This is a genomic window from Streptomyces sp. CC208A (genome assembly GCF_030010625.1).
In the GTDB taxonomy this organism is placed as follows: domain Bacteria; phylum Actinomycetota; class Actinomycetes; order Streptomycetales; family Streptomycetaceae; genus Streptomyces.
The window spans coordinates 396,792-413,513 of sequence record NZ_JASCXN010000001.1 but is presented as its reverse complement, the minus strand read 5'-3'; the positions used below and the strand labels follow the sequence as shown (position 1 = coordinate 413,513).

Genomic DNA, 16,722 nt, shown 5'->3' with positions numbered 1-16,722 from the left:
CGCCGTTCCGCAAAGTGCTTACGCCTCGACGTCATAGGTCTCCCCACACGAGAACCCTTTCACGCACTCATGCCCGCCACGCGCCAACGCCTGGAAAACGCCCGGGTATTGCGCGAGGTTCGCTCTGGGAGAAGGTAACGGATCGTCGTTCACTGGTCACACGCCGCTCGGAGGCCGAAAGACCCTCCGGGTGCCCCCACGGAGAGGAGTGACCGCGTGACAACCTCCGGACTACCCCGCAGGATCCCTGGCGCCAGCGGCCGTACGTACACACCGCCGGAGCCCCGGCCGGGTGCGCCGAGCCGGGCTCTGCGGGTGCGGGCGGCCGCCGGCTGGGAGAGGTTCATGCGCCGCGTCGAGGCCCGGCAGGAGCCGGAGGAGTGAACCCGGTCGGTTCCGACGGCTACGAGCATCACCCGCTCCTGTACACGCGTGTCCGTGACATCGCCTCGCGTGGGGAGGGTGTGCTCGTCGCCGTCACACACGAGCTCCACAGCCACGGCACGGTCCGCATCGCACACATCCGACCCGCGTCCGGAGTCGAGCGGACGACCGCGGCCGACAACATCCAGGCCGCTCACCCCTGAGTCGCTTCCCACAGATCACCGTCCGCGCCCCCTGACGCAGGCGGTTTCCCGCACCACACCCTTCAACCCAAGGAGTTCTCATGACCGCCTCCGTCACGCTTCCCGCCTCCACGCGGCCGTGGGGTGCGGGCCGACTCGCGCCCTACCCGACGGTCGTCCGCCGCCCCCACGCCACGGTCACCATCGACCCCACGACACAGCTCGGAGTGTTCCGCGACCGCGCCGGGCGGATGGCCGAGATGGGCAAGCACGGCACCAGCTCCGGTACCGAGACCTCCACGACGACGAACTCGGACTCCCGGAACGACCAGGGTCACGACCAGGACAGCAACCAGGACTGATGACCATGACCGAGAAGAGGTCGGTTCTGGTGGCCACCGAGGCGGACGACATCACCGCCGACATGGTGATCACCGAACTCAACCGGCGCGATGTGCCGGTGGTCCGGTTCAACCCCGCCGACATCGGCGAGGAACTCACGGTCTCGGCTCGGTTCGGCGCCTGCCCGGCCCCGGTGGTCGGGCAGTTGCGCACCCCGTCGAGAACCGCTGATGTGACCCGGGTCCGGTCGGTGTACTGGCGCCGCCCGGAGTGGCCCACATTTCCCCATCTGTCCCCTGACGACTCCCGGTTCGCGGCGGCGCAGGTCCGCTACGGACTCGGTGGCACCCTCTACGCCTTGGGCGGCCCACTCTGGGTCAACCACCCCTTGCGCGTTGCCGCAGCCGACTACAAGCCCGCGCAGCTCGTTCTCGCCCAGCAGCTCGGTCTCACCATCCCGCCCACCCTTGTCACCAACGACCCGGACGAGGCGCGCGAGTTCGTCCACGCTCAGGGCCAGGCGATCTTCAAGACGCTGCGATGGACCCCCTGCACGCGTGATGGCGTGCCGGTGACGGGATGGGCTACCCCCGTCACCCCCGACGAGATCGACGACAGCGTTCGGGTCGCGCCCCATCTGTTCCAGGCCCGCGTGGACAAGGTCGCCGACGTCCGCGTACTGCTCGTAGGCCGGCATACGTTCGCCATACGCATCGACTCCGACCTCCTGGACTGGCGCAAGGACTACAGCGCCCTGACCTACACCGTGGAGCGCCTACCCGACCGGGTGGACCAGGCACTGCACACCTACTTGGACCGACTGGATCTGGTATCGGGAAGCTTCGACCTCGCGGTCGACCGCGCGGGGGACTACTGGTGGCTGGAACTGAATCCCAACGGACAGTGGGGGTGGCTGGAGACCGAGACCGGCCTCCCGATGTCCGCCGCCTTCGCCGACCTACTCGCACAAGGAGAGCGCCGATGACCGATCCGGCATCCGAGCGACGCCGCATGGCGACCGTGCTCGTGAACGAAGGCATCCTGAAATCCCCCTGGCTGCGTACGGCCGTCGAGACCGTCCCTCGCGAGCGGTTCCTCTGCCCAGGAGTGTTCCTGGACGAGGAGCGGACCTGGCGGCCCGTCATCGCCGACGACACAGACCCGGATGAGTGGCTGAAGATCGCATACAGCGTCGACACCCTCACCACCCAGCTCGACGGCCACCTCACCGCCGACGAGGCCGGCGGACCCGTCGTGGGAGTGCCCACATCGTCCTCGACCGACCCGGCCACCGTCGTCGGCATGGTCGAGACCTTGGACCTCGCGGCGGGGCATCGCGTCCTGGAGATCGGCACGGGCACCGGCTACTCCACGGCCCTGATGTGCCACTACCTCGGCGAGGACGACGTCACCACGGTCGAGGTGGACGCACAGGTGGCCGCACGCGCCGATGCCGCTCTCGAAGCGGTCGGCTTCTCGACGTGGACGGTGACGGGCGACGGGCTGCTCGGCCACCCGTACCGGGCACCGTACGACCGTGTCATCGCCACCTGCGCGGTCCGCCGCATCCCGTACGCGTGGATCAGGCAGACGAGACCCGGAGGCGTCGTCCTCGGTACGGTCGGCTCGTGGCCGTGGGGAACCGGCCTCGCGAAACTGATCGTCGGCGATGACGGCACCGCCGAGGGCTCGATCGTCGGGCGCTCCTCCTTCATGCAGGCGCGGGCCCAGGCAGTGGCCCCCGTGGCCGGAGATCTCTCCGCCCGGACCGCGTACACGGACAGTGAGCGGCGCACTCAGGTGTCTCCCCTTCTCCTGGAAGAGTGGATGCCCGCCTTCCTTGCGCAGTTGGCTGCGCCCGGCGCTCAGTTCGTCCGCGCGACGGGCGGTGACGGCTCGCCCTTGCGGTACCTGTTCGACCCGGAGAAGGAATCGTTCGCCGAGTTCCTCGCCGACGGCGAGAGCTGGACCGTCCGCCAAGGCGGCCCGGTGGCCCTGTGGGACGACGTGGAACGTTCTCTCGTCGCCTGGCAGGACGCCGGCGCCCCGGAGATCGACTCCGTACGGCTCCACGTGACGCCCGAGTCCCACCGGTACTGGATCGACCGGGCCCCCTCCCTGCGCTGGGAGCACCGGATCACCTGACCCACTACCCTCCGGACATGGACGACGAACCGCTCACCGCCGGTCAGCACGCCGTTGCGCCCGAGGACCGGCGTCTTCTGCTCCGGCTGTTCCTGCGTGACAGGGGTGCCACGGAACCGGCCGCCTCGTAGGTCGCGGGGCAGGTGTCCGGCCGGGTCCCGCCGAGGGCCCTAGATCCGCGAGTTGCGCAGCGACTGCCACGCAGCGCCGGCCAGCGCCCGCGTCGACCGGGGGACCGACAGCCCCTCGTGCTCGCGGTACAGCTCCCAGTTGTACCGGACCAGCGACAACTTGTTGGAGGACAGCGATCCCGCCTGGTGGGACCTGTACACCGCAAGCGGCTCGGGCAGCCCCCGGGCGTCGGCGCCGTCGCGCATGATCGACAGCCACAGGGCGTAGTCCTGCCGCTTTCGCATCTCCGGCATCAGCCGCGTGCCGAGGACGGTGCGGTCGTACATGGCGGTCAGAGCGCCGATGTGGTCCCGCACCAGCATCGCGCGGTAGTCCACGTGCTCTCGCGCGTGGACCACGCGCCCGTTCGGGATGAAGTCGGTGCTCTCGCCCTCGTAATCGGCGTCCATCTTGAAGTACGAGGTGAACGTCAGCGGCGCCCTGCCCGCCTTGGCGAATTCGATTTGCCGCTCGGTCTTCTCCGGAAGCCACATGTCGTCGCTGTCGAGAAAGGCGATGTAATCCCCCCGGGCCCGCTCGATGGCGAGGTTGCGCGCCCGACCGGCACCGCCCTGTTCCGGTGCCGATTCCGGCAGGACGCGCTTGTCCTGCCGGGCGAACTCCATGAGCAGGTCCATGGAGCCATCGGAAGACCTGTCGTCCGTGACCAGCAGTTCCAGGTCGCTGTGGGTCTGCGTGAGCACCGACCGAACCGCTGCGCCGAGAGTCGCCGCCGAGTTGTATACGGGCATTACGACGGACACCAGGGGCACAGCGCTTCTCCTTGCCAGGCCAAAGACGACGGCCCATTCAAGCACTGGAATCGTAGGGGAGCCGCCATGCGTGGTGTTGCCTCTGGTCAGGGCTCCCGAGTGCTCCTGCTCGGTCTCGCGTACAAGAAGAACACCGGCGACACGCGGGAGACGCCGGCCGCACGGGTCATCGAACTGCCGGCCCGGATGGGCGCTGAGGTCCGGGCCGCCGACCCACATGTAGCGGCCGGAGTACACGTCCCCAAGCCGGTCGTCCCTGGGTAGCGAGCGGCCGGGCATGACCGGCGCGGCGACCCGTTCGCCGTGGTCCATCGGGTCGAGGCGATGCCGGAAGAGCCGGCCACAGCAGACGCGGTGGTGCTGCTCGCCGACCACGACGACTTCGACTACAAGGCGGTGGAGCTGCACGCCCGGTACGTGCTGGACTGCCGGAACCGCCTGTCCGGCGCAAACGTCGATGCTCTGCGAGCCCCGAGGACAGCGAAAAGGCCCCTGGCCTGTGGTTTCGCTGGCCAGAAGCCCTGAAGAGCAGACGAGTCGGGCTGTACCCGGCGTACAGCCCCACTCGTCTGCCGCCTCAGGGCCCCCGACCGAAGAAACGCCAGGTCAGAGGCCCTTCCTCGTGGGGTAGGGAGCTCGGCTGGTTCCCGGTGCGCACCAGTGCGAACCGGATCTCACGGCTGGGAAGGCAGCCACGAAAGCAGCCGCCAGGCCGGCCACGCCTCATGGGGGGGGACGGCCCTCTCAGATCTCCCGGAAGATCAGAGCCGTACCGAGGGCCGCTTCGGCGGGGACGAAGAGCTCCCCCCGGGCCGTCTCGCGCACGGGAAGTCCGTTGTCCGCGAGCAGCGCACGCACCCGGGCGAGGTCGGGGACGGCGAGGGTGCAGGCGACGAGTGCCGGGAGCGCGGGCGGTTCCTCGCCCGGCAGCAGTCTTCGGAGGTCGGTCCCGGTCAGGAGGGTGACCGGCCCCGGTGCGGAGGCGGGCAGGCCCAGGTACCGCTCGTAGCGCTCGCGGGCCAGGGGGAGCTGCCCGTCGGGTACGCACAGCACCGCCTCGACGAGGTCCTGGGCGCCGTTGGGGTGGTCGAGGTGCCGGAGGTGCTGGAAGGCCGGGTCCACGTCGGCGACGACGCCGACCCGGCCTTCCGGTACATCGTCGATCTCCAGGTAGCGGACGGGTTCCGTGCGCACGCCGTCGGGGGTCTCGACCGGTCGGCCGACGGTGTCGACCCCGCCGTGGCCGACACCGGCCGCGGTGAGCCGGTTCGCGGTGCCGTCGATGTCCGGCGAGGAGAACATCAGGATGTGGAGCCCTTCGAAGCGGTCGCGCCATCCGCCGAGCCGGGCGCTGGTCGCCTCGATCCGCGACAGGAGCAGGGGGAGCTTCTCCGGGGGCGCGTGGAGCGGGACGATCCGCGTGTCGGGTGGCAGGCCCGCCGTGTTCCCGGGCTTCACCGGGGTCACCAGCTCGACGAAGCTCCGGCGGAGGTCGGCGTGGGTGTTCGCCGCCCCGAAGGGCTCCGGCGCGGCGCCCTCGCGGGGGGCCAGCGCCGGCACGCCGGGCGGCGGGACGTGGAAGCCGAGCCGCTGGTAGAGCGCCATGGCCTGTGTCATGTCGCTGACGACGTGGCCGACGTGGTGTAAGCGTGTGAGGGCGTGAGACATGACCCCACCGTAGGCCCCCACGCGGGAAGCCCGCCGACCTTCGCCCGAGGCGAACGACCGGGCGCCGCGGCCAACCCGTCCCCCGCATGCACGCCCTCCTCGTCCACTGCCTGAACGCCGCCGCCACCCCGCCGTCGGCGGCCTGAGCCGGGTGGCTACGGCGGGGTCAGATCAGGACCTCCAGGAACCAGTGCGGTTCGCGGTCGTCGGTGCGGATGACGATCGGTTTCGGGGCGGGGGAGGGGTCCTCGAAGAGGTCGCGGCCCAGGGCGAGGCCGTTCTGGGTGATGACGTGGGTGCCGGTGCGCAGGGCCGTGGGGGAGTCGACGGCGGCGAGGCCCTCGGGGGTGACCCGTTGGAGGCGCCAGACCGAGGCGGGGGTGGTGTCGGGGCGGACCTCGGCCTGGGCGCGGGTCGTGCCGGGGGCGGTCAGGGTGTCCTCGGTGCCCTTGACGGTGAGGCGGAAGCCGCCGTCCGCCGGGCCGACCGCCCACTCGGCGGTGCGGTGCCCGTCGGCCGGGAAGCCGACCAGCTTCCCCTCGTGGACCCCGACTGGGATCCCCTTCGCGTACAGCTTGACGATCCGGTCGTGCTCCGACATCGCTCCTCCAGCAGGGAAGGCGGGTTTGGACTCCTGATACTGCCCGGGGCTTCCGCCGGGGGGTCGGATTGGGGCGCCGGGCTCGCCCGACTGGCTCATCCCGGGTGCCGGAGCGGGGCACGGGGCGGTACGGCTGGTGCATGACCATTCCTGTGGAGAAGCTTCGTGAGCCCGCCGTGCGCGCCTTCGTGGTCGCGGTGAACGCCAATGACCGGGAGGCCTTCCGGCGTGTCCTCGCGCCGGGGGCGACCATGTCCGACGACGGGTCCGAGCGGGACCTGCGGGAGTGGACCGAGCGGGAGGTGTTCTCGTCCCACGGGCGGATGGAGGTGGAGGGCGAGGACGAGGACGGGCTCGGGCTCCTCGCCACCTACACGAACGACACCTGGGGGTCGATGCGGACCGTGTGGCGGTTCACCGTCGAGGGCGGGAAGGTGGCGCGGTTCGAGACCGGGCAGGCTCCTGTGGAGTGAGCCGTCAGCCCCGGCCGATGTACGGCATCGTCGTGGCCATCACCGTGGCGAACTGGACGTTCGCCTCCAGCGGGAGGGCCGCCATGTGGACCACCGTCGCGGCCACGTCCGCCGCGTCCATCACCGGCTCCACCGCCAGCTCGCCGTCGGCCTGGAGGATGCCGCTCTGCATGCGGGCCGTCATGTCCGTGGCCGCGTTGCCGATGTCGATCTGGCCGCAGGCGATCCGGTACGGGCGGCCGTCCAGCGACAGGGACTTCGTCAGGCCCGTCATCGCGTGCTTGGTCGCCGTGTACGCGATCGAGTGCGGGCGCGGCACATGGGCCGAGATCGAACCGTTGTTGATGATCCGGCCGCCTTGCGGGTCCTGCTCCTTCATGGCCCGGAAAGCGGCCTGGGCGCACAGGAACGCGCCCGTCAGGTTGACGTCGACGACCGCGCGCCAGGTGTCGTAGGACAGCTCCTCCACCGGGGTGCCGCCGCCCGCGAACGTACCGGCGTTGTTGAAGAGCAGGTCGACGCGGCCGAAGCGGGCCCGTACCGCGTCGAAGAGGGCCGTCACCTCCTCCGGTGACGTCACGTCCGTCGGGACGCACAGCGTCCGCCCGGGCGGCAGGCCCTGTGCCGTCTCCTCCAGGGGGGTGAGGCGGCGGCCGGCCAGGACCGTCGTCCAGCCGGCCTCCGCCAGGGCCCGCGCCACCGCGCGGCCGATGCCCGAACCCGCTCCCGTCACCACCGCGACGCCCATGTCGCACCCTCCTCGTCGGTCCGCGTCGTTCCTGTCGCCCGGGCGCGCAGCGTACGTCAGAGGCGGGTGCCGTGAGCGCGGTCGTCCGATCCGTGGATGACCTGTTCCCCCGGCAGGGCGTCGTCGCTCACACGGTCGCTCACACGCGGGTGAGTTCCGGCTCCTGTTCCCGGGGGTAGCGGACGCCCACCCGGTCGCGTACCGCGTCGAGCGTGCGCATCACCGCGAGCGTGCCGTCCAGCGGGACGAGCGGCGACTCCGTCTCGCCCGCCCGCAGGCAGCGCATCACCTCGGCGGCCTCGTGCCGCATCGAGTGCGGGTCGTCGGCGTTCACGAACTCCTCCGGCTCGGCGCCGTCCCGCAGCAGCGTGAACCGCTCCGGGAAGAAGAAGCCGCGCGGCACGTCGATCCGGCCGCGCGTGCCCGTCACCGACGCCGTCAGCGGGGTGTCCGCCTCCAGCGAGCAGGACAGCAGCGCCGAGGCGCCCGACGCCCAGCCGAGGAGCATGCCGGTGTTCAGGTCCACGCCCTCCGGGGAGAGCCGCGCGTGCGCCTGCACCGAGTCCGGCTCGCCGAGCAGCAGCTGCGCGAACGACACCGGGTACACGCCCAGGTCGAGCAGGGCCCCGCCGCCGACCGCCGGGTCCCGCAGGCGGTGGCCGGGATCGAAGGGACCGGCGAGGCCGAAGTCGGCCTGTACGGTGCGTACGTCTCCGATCGCGCCGTCCCCGACCAGCTCGGCGAGCCGCCGGATCAGCGGGTTGCAGTACATCCACATGGCCTCCATGAGGAAGAGGCCGCGCTCCCGGGAGAGCGCGACCAGCTCCTCCGCCTCCCGGGCGTTCAGGGTGAAGGCCTTCTCGCAGAGGACCGCCTTTCCGGCCTCCAGGGCGCGGCCCGCGGCCTCACGGTGGGCGTGGTGCGGGGTGGCCACGTACACCACGTCGACCTCCGGGTCGGCGAAGAGCCCGTCCCAGCCGCCGTACGCCCGCCCGATCCCGAACCGGTCCGCGAAGGCGCGCGCCGACGCCTCCGTACGGGACGCCACCGCCACCACCTCGGCGCCGTCAAGGCCCGCCAGGTCCGTCACGAACCGCTCGGCTATCCCGCCCGTGGCGAGGATCCCCCACCGCACGCCGCCGTCCGTCCTCGTCGTCATCTCAGTCCACCCCAAGGGTCTCGTGGCGCCCCGCCGAGCTGAGAGCATAGGCAAGGATTCAACGAAATGGAGCTGTGATGCCGGAGAGCGGCCGAACCTCGACCCACGACCCTTCCATAGCCGCCCCCACCGCATCCGGCGTCCCCGCCGCCCGGCGGGCCGGACTGCTCGTCACGCTGGTCCTCGGCGGGCTCACCGCCCTCCCGCCGCTGTCCATGGACATGTACCTGCCGGCCCTGCCGGAGGTCACCCGCTCGCTGACCGCCCCCGCCGCCACCGTCCAGCTCACCCTCACCGCCTGCCTCGCCGGCATGGCCCTCGGGCAGCTCGTCGTCGGCCCCATGAGCGACAAGTGGGGGCGGCGGCGGCCGCTGCTCGCCGGCATGGTCGTGTACGTCCTCGCGACCGCCGTCTGCGCCTTCGCGCCCAGCGCCGGGCTCCTCGTCGGCTTCCGGCTCCTCCAGGGGCTCGCCGGCGCGGCCGGCATCGTCATCGCCCGTGCGGTCGTCCGCGACCTCTACGACGGCGTCGAGATGGCCCGCTTCTTCTCCACCCTGATGCTGATCTCCGGAGTCGCGCCCGTCGTCGCGCCGCTCATCGGCGGGCAGATCCTGCGGATCACCGACTGGCGGGGCGTCTTCCACGTCCTCGCCGTGATCGGGGTTCTCCTGACGGTCGTCGTCTGGCGGTTCCTCCACGAGACGCTGCCGCCGGAGCGGCGGCAGGAGGGCGGCGTCGGGCAGGCCCTGCGGACCATGCGGGGGCTGCTCGCCGACCGCGTCTTCACCGGGTACATGCTGGCCGGGGGGCTCGCCTTCGCCGTGCTGTTCGCCTACATCTCGGCGTCGCCGTTCGTGGTGCAGGAGATCTACGGGGCCTCGCCGCAGACCTTCAGCCTTCTCTTCGGGCTCAACTCGGTGGGGCTCGTCGCCGTCGGCCAGATCAACGGGAAGCTGCTCGTCGGCCGGGTCAGCCTCGACAAGGCGCTCGGCTTCGGGCTCTCCGTCATCCTGCTCGCCGCGACCGCGCTGCTCCTCATGACCAGTGGAGTCTTCGGCGAGGTCGGGCTCGTGCCGGTGGCCGCCGGACTGTTCGTGCTCATGTCCGCGATGGGGCTCGCGCTGCCGAACACCAACGCGCAGGCGCTCATGCGGACGCCGCACGCGGCGGGGTCGGCGTCGGCGCTGCTCGGCACGTCGTCGTTCCTGATCGGGGCGGTCGCGTCGCCGCTGGTCGGTGTGGCGGGGGAGCGGACGGCGGTGCCGATGGCGGTCGTCCAGCTCGCCTGCGCGGCCGCGGCGCTCACCTGCTTCCTGCTGCTGTGCAGGCCGTGGCGCGACGCGGAGCCCGCGGCCTGACGAGCCCCGCGACGGAGCGACTCGGCGGGCGCGGGTCCGGCGGAAGCGGGCGCCTAGACTGGAGCGGTGAATTTTTCCCCCGTTTCCGGCGAGTCGTTGCGCGCCGCTCTCGCCGGTGTGCTCGACGGGCTGCCGCCCTCGCAGGCCGCCAAGGCCGTCGAGCGGCTGATCGCGCACTACCGGGGGACGACCCCGACCGACGCGCCCGTGCTGCGCGACCGGTCCGACGTGGTCGCGTACGCCGCCTACCGCATGCCCGCCACCTTCGAGGCCGCCCGTGGGGCCCTGGCGGCGCTGCGGGCGGCCGCGCCCGACTGGGTGCCCGGCGGTCATGTCGACGTCGGCGGTGGGACCGGCGCCGCCAGTTGGGCCGTCGCCGACCTGTGGGGCGGGGCGCCGCCGCGTACCACCGTGCTCGACTGGGCCGAGCCCGCGCTCGCGCTCGGGCGGGAGCTGGCCGGCGGGGTCCTTGACGCCGAGTGGCGGCGCGAGCGCATCGGTACGGCGCTGCGGCTCGGCGAGACCGACCTCGTCACCGTCTCGTACGTGCTCAAGGAGCTGACCCCGGCCGACCGGGCCGCGCTCGTCGCCGAGGCGGCGCGGGCCGCGCGCGGGGCCGTGGTGATCGTCGAGCCGGGGACGCCTGACGGGTACGAGCGGATCATCGCCGCCCGGTCCGTCCTCGTCGACGCCGGTTTCACCGTCGCCGCGCCCTGCCCGCACAGCGGCGCCTGCCCGATCGAGCCCGGCACCGACTGGTGCCACTTCTCGGCGCGGGTCAGCCGCTCCTCGCTGCACCGGCAGGTGAAGGGCGGCTCGCTGCCGTACGAGGACGAGAAGTACGCGTACGTCGCCGCCGTCCGGTTTCCGGTGACTCCCGCACCCTCCCGCGTCACCCGTCGGCCGCAGATCCGCAAGGGGCTCGTCCTCCTCGACCTCTGCGGGGCCGACGGGCTCGGGCGCGACACCGTCACCAAGCGCCACGGGACCCTCTACAAGCAGGCCCGTGACGCCGAGTGGGGGGACTCCTGGCCGCCCGCCGAGGAGGGCGCCGAGGAGGGCTAGGGGCGCAGCTCCTGCGTGCAGCACTTCACGCTGCCGCCGCCCTTGAGGAGTTCGCCCAGGTCCATGCCGATCGGCTCGAAGCCGCGGGAGCGGAGCGGGGCGAAGAGGCCGGCCGCCGTCTGCGGGAGCAGGACGTGGAGGCCGTCGCTGACCGCGTTGAGGCCCAGGGCCGCCGCGTCCTCCGCGGTGGCCCGCAGGGCGTCAGGGAAGAGGCGGGCCAGGACGGCGCGGCTGCCGGGGGAGAACGCCTCGGGGAAGTACATGACCTCGTCGCGCGCCTCGTCGAGGACGCACAGCGCCGTGTCCAGGTGGTAGTAGCGGGGGTCGACCAGTTCCAGGCCGATCACCGGGCGGCCGAAGAACTCCTGGGCCTCGCCCTGGGCGAGCGGGCTGGAGCGGAAGCCGGAGCCCGCCAGGATCCAGGAGGAGGTCACGGCGAAGTCGCCCTCGCCCTCGTTGACGTGCTCCGGGACCCGCAGGTCCTCCTCCGCCCAGCCGTGGCGGCGGAACCAGTCGAGGTGCACCTCGGCCTCGGCGGCCCGCTCGGGGTACGCGAAGCGGGCGCCCAGGACCCGGCCGCCGACGACGGTCGCGCCGTTCGCCGCGAAGACCATGTCCGGCAGCTCCGGGTGCGGGTCGAGGAGTTCGACCGTGTGCCCGAGGGCCCGGTAGCGGTCGCGCAGGTCCTCCCACTGGGCGAGGGCGAGCGGGAGGTCGACGGGTTTCGCCGGGTCCATCCACGGGTTGATGGAGTACGACACCGCGAAGTGCGCGGGTGGGCACATCAGATAGCGGCGGGGCGAGGACTCGCGCGGAGTGGGGCGCAATCGGGCCTCCTCACGGACGGGCGGCCCGCGGGGCGGGCCGTGGATCGGTGGAGCCATGGTCCGCTCTCGGTGGCCGCCGCGCAGTGGACCGTTCGGGTGGTTCGGTCCCCGAACACCCGGGCGAGACGCTCCGTCTCGTGCGAGTGGTAGGTTGCGGCCATGCCCGAGCCGAAGGCCCCCGCCGTCCTCCAGGTCCCCCAGACCCCCAAGACCCCCACGGCGTCCAAGACCCCCGACGCCTCCCGTCGCAGCGAGCGCTCCCGCCGTGCCATCTTCGACGCCGCCCTCGCCCTCGTCTCCGAGACCGGGTACGCGAAGACCACCGTCGAGGGCATCGCCGCCCGCGCCGGCGTCGGCAAGCAGACCATCTACCGCTGGTGGCCCTCCAAGGCCGCCGTCCTCCTCGACGCCTTCCTCGACCTCGCCGCCCGCACCGCCGAGGAGGCCGGCGGGGAGGCCGGTGCCGACCCCCGCGAGGCCGCCCTCCCCGACACCGGCGACCTCGCCGCCGACCTCCGGAGCGTCCTGCGCGCCACCGTCGACGAACTCAACGACCCCCGCTACGACGCCCCCACCCGGGCGCTCGCCGCCGAGGGCTCCACCGACCCCGAGCTCGGCGCCCGCTTCACAAGTGCGCTGCTCGAACCCCAGCTCCGGCTCTTCGCCCGCCGCATCGAGGCCGCCCAGGCCGCCGGGCAGGCCGACCCCGCCGTCGACCCCCGGCTCGCCACCGAACTCCTCGTCGGCCCCCTCCACCACCGCTGGCTCCACCGCACCGGGCCCCTCACCCACGCCTATGCCGACGCCCTCGTCGAGCACGCCCTGCGCGGCCTCACCCCCCGCCCGTGACGGGCGTGAGCGTCGTCACCGCCCCCGGTTCCCCACTCCGGTCACCCGGGGCGCAGGATGGTGGGACCATGGGCAGAGCCGACCGGGCGAGCATGAGCTGTGAGGGGATAGATGGGCGACGGCATCGGCCGCTACCGCGGCACGGAGGGCAAACTCGCACAGTGGCTGCGCAGGCGTCCGAAACGCGCCGGGGCAGGGGACGGGAACACCCGCGAGAAGCTGCTCCTGGCCATCGCCGCCGCCGGGCTTCCCCTGGCTCCCGCCGCCCACCCCGTCGGCTACAGCTGTTCCTGTGAGCGGATCGGCTGCCCCACCCCCGCCCGGCACCCGCTCTCCTTCGCCTGGCAGACCCAGTCGACCACCGACCGCGCCCAGATCGAGCGCTGGGTGCGCAACGCGCCCGAGGCGAACTTCGTCACCGCCACCGGCATGGTCCACGACGTCCTCGACGTGCCGCTGGCCGCCGGCCGCGCCGCCCTCGACCGGCTCCTCGCCGAGGGCGTCGAGGTGGGGCCCGTCGCCGAGGCCCCCGACAGCACCGGCGACGGCGGCCGGATGCTCTTCTTCACCGCCACCCGGGGCACCCCCGAGGACGAGGACGAGTGGTGGCCCTGCGAGCTCGACTGCCACCCCGAGACCATGGACGAGCACCCCGGCCTGCGCTGGCACTGCCGCGGCAGCTACGTCCTCGTCCCGCCCGCCCGGCTCCCCGGCGACGAGGACGACCACCCCGTCGTCGGCTGGGTCCGCGGCCCCGAGCACGCCCTGCCCGAGCCGTTGAGCCTCCTGGAGGCGCTCACCGACGCCTGCGCCCGGCACGCCGCCGAGCGCGCCGACGAGGAGCACGCCGCCCACGGCGTCGCCTGGCCCCTCACCCGCTGAACCCCGCCGGGCCGGGACCCCCGCCCTCGGAGCCGTACGACTCAAGACTGTCGACCTCAAGACCGTCGGCGAAGGGCGAAGGGTCTACGAGCCCTCGACGGCCACCACGCCCTGGAGCCGGCCCGCGAACGTGACCGCGTCGCGGTCCTTGCCCGCCGGCTTCACCAGGACGGCCTGGCTCGACACCCACTCCTTGGTCACCGTGTTCACGATCTCGCCCCGCATGAGGGCCTTCAGCTCCGGGCCCACCTTCGGCCGGTAGCCCTTGGCGGTCGTCTGCCGCTCGAAGTGGCGGCTCGCGAAGAAGACCAGCGCCCCGCCGTCCTTCGTGGCCAGCGCCAGCGGCGCGAAGTCGCCGTCGTCGGCGGCGCGGTCGATCCACTGGACGGCCAGGCCGGGCCGCTGGGCGGTACGGGCCCGCCGCTCGCGCACCGCGCTGGTGTGCGGCCCGGCGGTGAACGGGCCCTCACCGCCGTCCTGGAGGTACGCGGCGTACCGCTCGCTCAGCTTGCCGGGGGCGACCGCGAGCGCGTCCGAACCGGCGGCGACCGGCACCGCGTCCCCCTGCTCCTCGGCGAACTCGGGCATCTCGTCCCGGCCGAGGATCACCAGGTGGGCGGCCTTCCACGGCTGGTCGGGGCCGCCGCGTACGAAGGCCACCAGCCAGCGGTTGTCCGCGCGGGCCGTGCCGTCGTCCCGGTTGGCGTCGGTGTCCGCGACGAACCAGCGCGGCCAGCCCGCCTTCCTGGGCAGCAGGAAACGGGCGTCGCGCAGCTCCAGCGGCTTGTGCGCCGGATTGCCCCCGGGCTGGGTCACCGCCTTCGACTTCAGACCGGCCTGGTTGATCGCCCCCAGCGGCCCGGTCACCTGTCCGGCGTCGAGCTTCGGGTCGTTGGCCTTGTCGGCCCGGTTGAACGCGGTGACGAAACCGGCCAGCGCCGCCGACGCCTCCTCCGGCGTCGCGCCCGGCACGACCGCCGTCTCGCCGTGGACGGTCACACAGCCGCTCGCCGTCAGCGCCACGACGGTCGCCGCGGCGACCGCCGCCAGGGTCCTGCCGGGACGCCGTCCCTCGGACCGCCGGGTCTGCCGCTCCAGCCTCAGCCTTCTCATCGGTCGCCTTCTGCTTCTCCACGCGCACGGACGGACCCGACCCTATCGGGGCGAGGAAGAGCGCGAGCGTCGGGACCGGATACAGCGCCCGCACCGTGACCTGAAGGACCGTCGGGTCCGGCCGGAAGCCGAGGCCGCCGAGGAAGCGGGCCTCCTGGAGGTCGCGCACCCCGTACGCGAGCACGCCCGCCGCCACCACGACCGGCGTCCCGCCGGTCCAGGTGAGGAACTTCGCCAGGCCGATCCTGAGCGCGCCCCGGTGGAACAGCCGGCCGAGCAGCACCGCCGTCAGCAGCCCGGCACCACGCCGATCAGCGGCGCGTGGCCGCCGTCGGAGGAGGCCCGTACCGACGCCCGCACGAAGAGCGCGGTCTCCACTCCCTCCCGGCCCACGGCCGGGAAGGCGGTGGCGACCAGCGCGCCGGTGCCCGTCGCCAGGGCCGCGTCCAGGCGGCCGAGGCCGTCCGTGCCGCCGGTGAAGGAGCAGCCGCGGCCCTGCCGCCCGCCCCTGGATGGTTCAATTCCGCCATGAACACGACTGGGGTGACGGGCACCGAGATCGACGTCCTGCGGGTCTTCTGCGCGGGCGACGGCCGCCACGGCAACGCCCTCGGGGTCGTACGGGACGGGCGCACCCACCCCGACGAGGCGTCACGGCAGGCACTGGCCAAGGAACTCGGCTTCAGCGAGACCGTGTTCGTCGACGACCCCGAGCGCGGGATCGTCGACATCTACACCCCCGGAGTGCGCCTGCCCTTCGCGGGGCACCCGCTCGTCGGCGCCGCCTGGCTGCTCGACCTGGAGGTGGTCCGCCCGTCCGTGGGGGAGGTCTGGGTGCGCGGCGACGGCGAGTTCACCTGGATCGAGGCGCGCGCGGAATGGGCGCCGCCGCGCACCCTGCGCCAGTACGGCTCCGCCGCCGAGGTCGACGCCCTCGGGGTGCCCGAGCCGGGTGAGTGGGTCTACGCCTGGGCGTGGGAGGAGGAGGCCGCCGGGCGGATCCGGGCGCGCGCCTTCCCCGGCCGGGGCGACGGCATCGACGAGGACGAGGCCACCGGCGCGGCGGCCCTGCTGCTCACCGAGCAGCTGGGCCGGGCCCTGAACATCACCCAGGGCCGGGGCTCGCAGCTGCTCACCGCCCCCGGCCCCGACGGCATCGTGGAACTGGGCGGCCGGGTCCGCCTGGAGGGCACGCTCACGCGCTGAGGGGCCCCCGCGCGCTGGAGCGCCGAGGGGCACCTGCGTGTCGGACCTCTACGCGCTGAGCCGGAACTCGTTCCCCAGCTCGCGGAAGACCGCCGTGTTGAAGGCGAAGGCCCGCCTGCACTCGTCGACGATCCGCTGCTTCTCCAGGTCGTCCGCGTTCACCCCGTCGAGGAGCGCGCGGTAGGCCCGCTTGAACGCGGCCGGGTTGTCGATCGCGTCGAAGACGTAGAACCGCACGCCGTCGCCCTTGCGGGCGAAGCCCCAGGTCCGCTCGGCCTTGTCGCGGATGATCTGACCGCCCGACAGATCGCCCAGGTAGCGCGTGTAGTGGTGGGCGACATAGCCGGCGGGCCAGTCGCGGGCGCACTCGGCGACCCGCTCCGCGTACGCCTCCGTGGCCGGCAGGGCGGAGAGCCCGGCGCGCCAGCCGGGGCCGCGCAGATGGGCGAGGTCCGCCTCCAGGGCGGCCGTGCGGAACAGCTCGGGCTGTATGAACGGTCCGGCGACCGGGTCCTCGCGCAGCGCCTCCGCGCTCTCCTCCAGGGCCCGGTACACGAACCACAGCTGCTCCGTGTAGCGGGCGTACGCCGCCACGCCGAGCCGTCCGCCGAGCAGGTCGCCCATGAAGGCCGAGGTCTCCGCCTCCGTGTGCTGCTCGTGCGAGGCCGTGCGGATGAGGGTGGAGAAGGGCGTGTCCAAGGCGTGCCTCCGGAGCCGATGGGGCGGGAACCAGCGACTCGATCGTGCCAAGTTAGGCTTACCTAAGTCAACTGGTT

The 16,722-nt window shown here is 72.8% G+C and carries 21 protein-coding genes and 1 pseudogene; 13 read left to right on the top strand and 9 right to left on the bottom strand.

The annotated features are described in order from the left end of the window. Positions 1-216 precede the first annotated feature (216 nt). From QK442_RS01865 to tgmC, 5 genes are all read left to right on the top strand, one after another. On the top strand, positions 217-384 hold the full coding sequence (locus QK442_RS01865; RefSeq protein ID WP_282691959.1) for a hypothetical protein: 168 nt from the start codon (positions 217-219) through the stop codon (positions 382-384). Then, positions 381-587: a hypothetical protein gene (locus QK442_RS01860; protein WP_282691958.1), complete on the top strand. Its 207-nt coding sequence runs from the start codon at positions 381-383 to the stop codon at positions 585-587. Before QK442_RS01865 ends, QK442_RS01860 begins: the two co-directional genes overlap by 4 nt. 80 nt (positions 588-667) lie before the next feature. Next, positions 668-928 (top strand): putative ATP-grasp-modified RiPP, encoded by a 261-nt coding sequence (gene tgmA / locus QK442_RS01855; protein WP_282691957.1) that lies wholly within the window; start codon positions 668-670, stop codon positions 926-928. Positions 929-933: 5 nt separating this feature from the next. Then, positions 934-1,893 (top strand): ATP-grasp ribosomal peptide maturase, encoded by a 960-nt coding sequence (gene tgmB / locus QK442_RS01850; RefSeq protein ID WP_282691956.1) that lies wholly within the window; start codon positions 934-936, stop codon positions 1,891-1,893. Then, positions 1,890-3,053, top strand: coding sequence for an ATP-grasp peptide maturase system methyltransferase (gene tgmC, locus QK442_RS01845; RefSeq protein WP_282691955.1), 1,164 nt, complete (start codon positions 1,890-1,892; stop codon positions 3,051-3,053). The genes tgmB and tgmC overlap by 4 nt, the downstream gene beginning before the upstream one ends. A gap of 170 nt (positions 3,054-3,223) precedes the next feature. On the opposite strand, the gene QK442_RS01840 is transcribed toward tgmC, so the two are convergent. After that, a complete protein-coding gene (locus QK442_RS01840) occupies positions 3,224-3,997 on the bottom strand; it encodes a glycosyltransferase family A protein (protein ID WP_282691954.1) in 774 nt (257 codons plus the stop codon). A 66-nt stretch (positions 3,998-4,063) separates the two neighbouring features. Here QK442_RS01840 and QK442_RS36315 point away from each other — a divergent pair, with 66 nt between their 5' ends. Beyond that, positions 4,064-4,261, top strand: coding sequence for a UDP binding domain-containing protein (locus QK442_RS36315; protein WP_349239626.1), 198 nt, complete (start codon positions 4,064-4,066; stop codon positions 4,259-4,261). A gap of 39 nt (positions 4,262-4,300) precedes the next feature. Then, on the top strand, positions 4,301-4,522 hold the full coding sequence (locus QK442_RS36310; RefSeq protein WP_349239625.1) for a hypothetical protein: 222 nt from the start codon (positions 4,301-4,303) through the stop codon (positions 4,520-4,522). A 219-nt stretch (positions 4,523-4,741) separates the two neighbouring features. Here the strand turns inward: QK442_RS36310 and QK442_RS01830 are convergent, their stop codons facing one another. Then, complete coding sequence (locus QK442_RS01830) at positions 4,742-5,665, bottom strand: VOC family protein (protein ID WP_282691953.1); 924 nt, start codon at positions 5,663-5,665, stop codon at positions 4,742-4,744. Between the two features lie 166 nt (positions 5,666-5,831). Then, positions 5,832-6,266: a hypothetical protein gene (locus tag QK442_RS01825; RefSeq protein ID WP_282691952.1), complete on the bottom strand. Its 435-nt coding sequence runs from the start codon at positions 6,264-6,266 to the stop codon at positions 5,832-5,834. Positions 6,267-6,406: 140 nt separating this feature from the next. On the opposite strand from QK442_RS01825, the gene QK442_RS01820 reads away from it, so the two are divergent. Further along, on the top strand, positions 6,407-6,739 hold the full coding sequence (locus tag QK442_RS01820; RefSeq protein ID WP_282691951.1) for a nuclear transport factor 2 family protein: 333 nt from the start codon (positions 6,407-6,409) through the stop codon (positions 6,737-6,739). Positions 6,740-6,743: 4 nt separating this feature from the next. On the opposite strand, the gene QK442_RS01815 is transcribed toward QK442_RS01820, so the two are convergent. Further along, positions 6,744-7,487: an SDR family oxidoreductase gene (locus QK442_RS01815; RefSeq protein ID WP_282691950.1), complete on the bottom strand. Its 744-nt coding sequence runs from the start codon at positions 7,485-7,487 to the stop codon at positions 6,744-6,746. Positions 7,488-7,626: 139 nt separating this feature from the next. Next, positions 7,627-8,646, bottom strand: coding sequence for a Gfo/Idh/MocA family oxidoreductase (locus QK442_RS01810; protein WP_282691949.1), 1,020 nt, complete (start codon positions 8,644-8,646; stop codon positions 7,627-7,629). A gap of 77 nt (positions 8,647-8,723) precedes the next feature. Here QK442_RS01810 and QK442_RS01805 point away from each other — a divergent pair, with 77 nt between their 5' ends. Both QK442_RS01805 and QK442_RS01800 read left to right on the top strand, forming a co-directional pair. After that, positions 8,724-10,004: a Bcr/CflA family multidrug efflux MFS transporter gene (locus tag QK442_RS01805; RefSeq protein WP_282691948.1), complete on the top strand. Its 1,281-nt coding sequence runs from the start codon at positions 8,724-8,726 to the stop codon at positions 10,002-10,004. Between the two features lie 66 nt (positions 10,005-10,070). Continuing rightward, entirely contained in the window at positions 10,071-11,069 is a 999-nt protein-coding gene (locus tag QK442_RS01800) for a small ribosomal subunit Rsm22 family protein (protein WP_282691947.1), read from the top strand. Here QK442_RS01800 and ddaH read toward each other — a convergent pair. Further along, the gene (gene ddaH, locus QK442_RS01795; protein ID WP_349239624.1) at positions 11,066-11,896 is read right to left on the bottom strand and encodes a dimethylargininase; all 831 of its coding nucleotides are present in this window, start codon (positions 11,894-11,896) and stop codon (positions 11,066-11,068) included. The genes QK442_RS01800 and ddaH overlap by 4 nt on opposite strands. 159 nt (positions 11,897-12,055) lie before the next feature. Here ddaH and QK442_RS01790 point away from each other — a divergent pair, with 159 nt between their 5' ends. Beyond that, positions 12,056-12,745: a TetR/AcrR family transcriptional regulator gene (locus tag QK442_RS01790; RefSeq protein ID WP_282691946.1), complete on the top strand. Its 690-nt coding sequence runs from the start codon at positions 12,056-12,058 to the stop codon at positions 12,743-12,745. A gap of 111 nt (positions 12,746-12,856) precedes the next feature. Then, a complete protein-coding gene (locus tag QK442_RS01785) occupies positions 12,857-13,627 on the top strand; it encodes a bifunctional DNA primase/polymerase (protein ID WP_282691945.1) in 771 nt (256 codons plus the stop codon). A gap of 84 nt (positions 13,628-13,711) precedes the next feature. Here the strand turns inward: QK442_RS01785 and QK442_RS01780 are convergent, their stop codons facing one another. After that, positions 13,712-14,677 carry a hypothetical protein gene (locus QK442_RS01780; RefSeq protein WP_282692053.1) on the bottom strand — a complete coding sequence of 322 codons (966 nt, stop codon included), beginning with the start codon at positions 14,675-14,677 and terminating at the stop codon, positions 13,712-13,714. Between the two features lie 103 nt (positions 14,678-14,780). Beyond that, a pseudogene (locus tag QK442_RS01775) lies at positions 14,781-15,196 on the bottom strand (FTR1 family protein); the annotation flags it as partial. A 72-nt stretch (positions 15,197-15,268) separates the two neighbouring features. On the opposite strand from QK442_RS01775, the gene QK442_RS01770 reads away from it, so the two are divergent. Continuing rightward, entirely contained in the window at positions 15,269-15,946 is a 678-nt protein-coding gene (locus tag QK442_RS01770; protein WP_282691944.1) for a PhzF family phenazine biosynthesis protein, read from the top strand. 48 nt (positions 15,947-15,994) lie between these two features. Here QK442_RS01770 and QK442_RS01765 read toward each other — a convergent pair whose 3' ends face one another. After that, positions 15,995-16,645 (bottom strand): biliverdin-producing heme oxygenase, encoded by a 651-nt coding sequence (locus tag QK442_RS01765; protein ID WP_282691943.1) that lies wholly within the window; start codon positions 16,643-16,645, stop codon positions 15,995-15,997. Between the last annotated feature and the right edge of the window lie 77 nt (positions 16,646-16,722).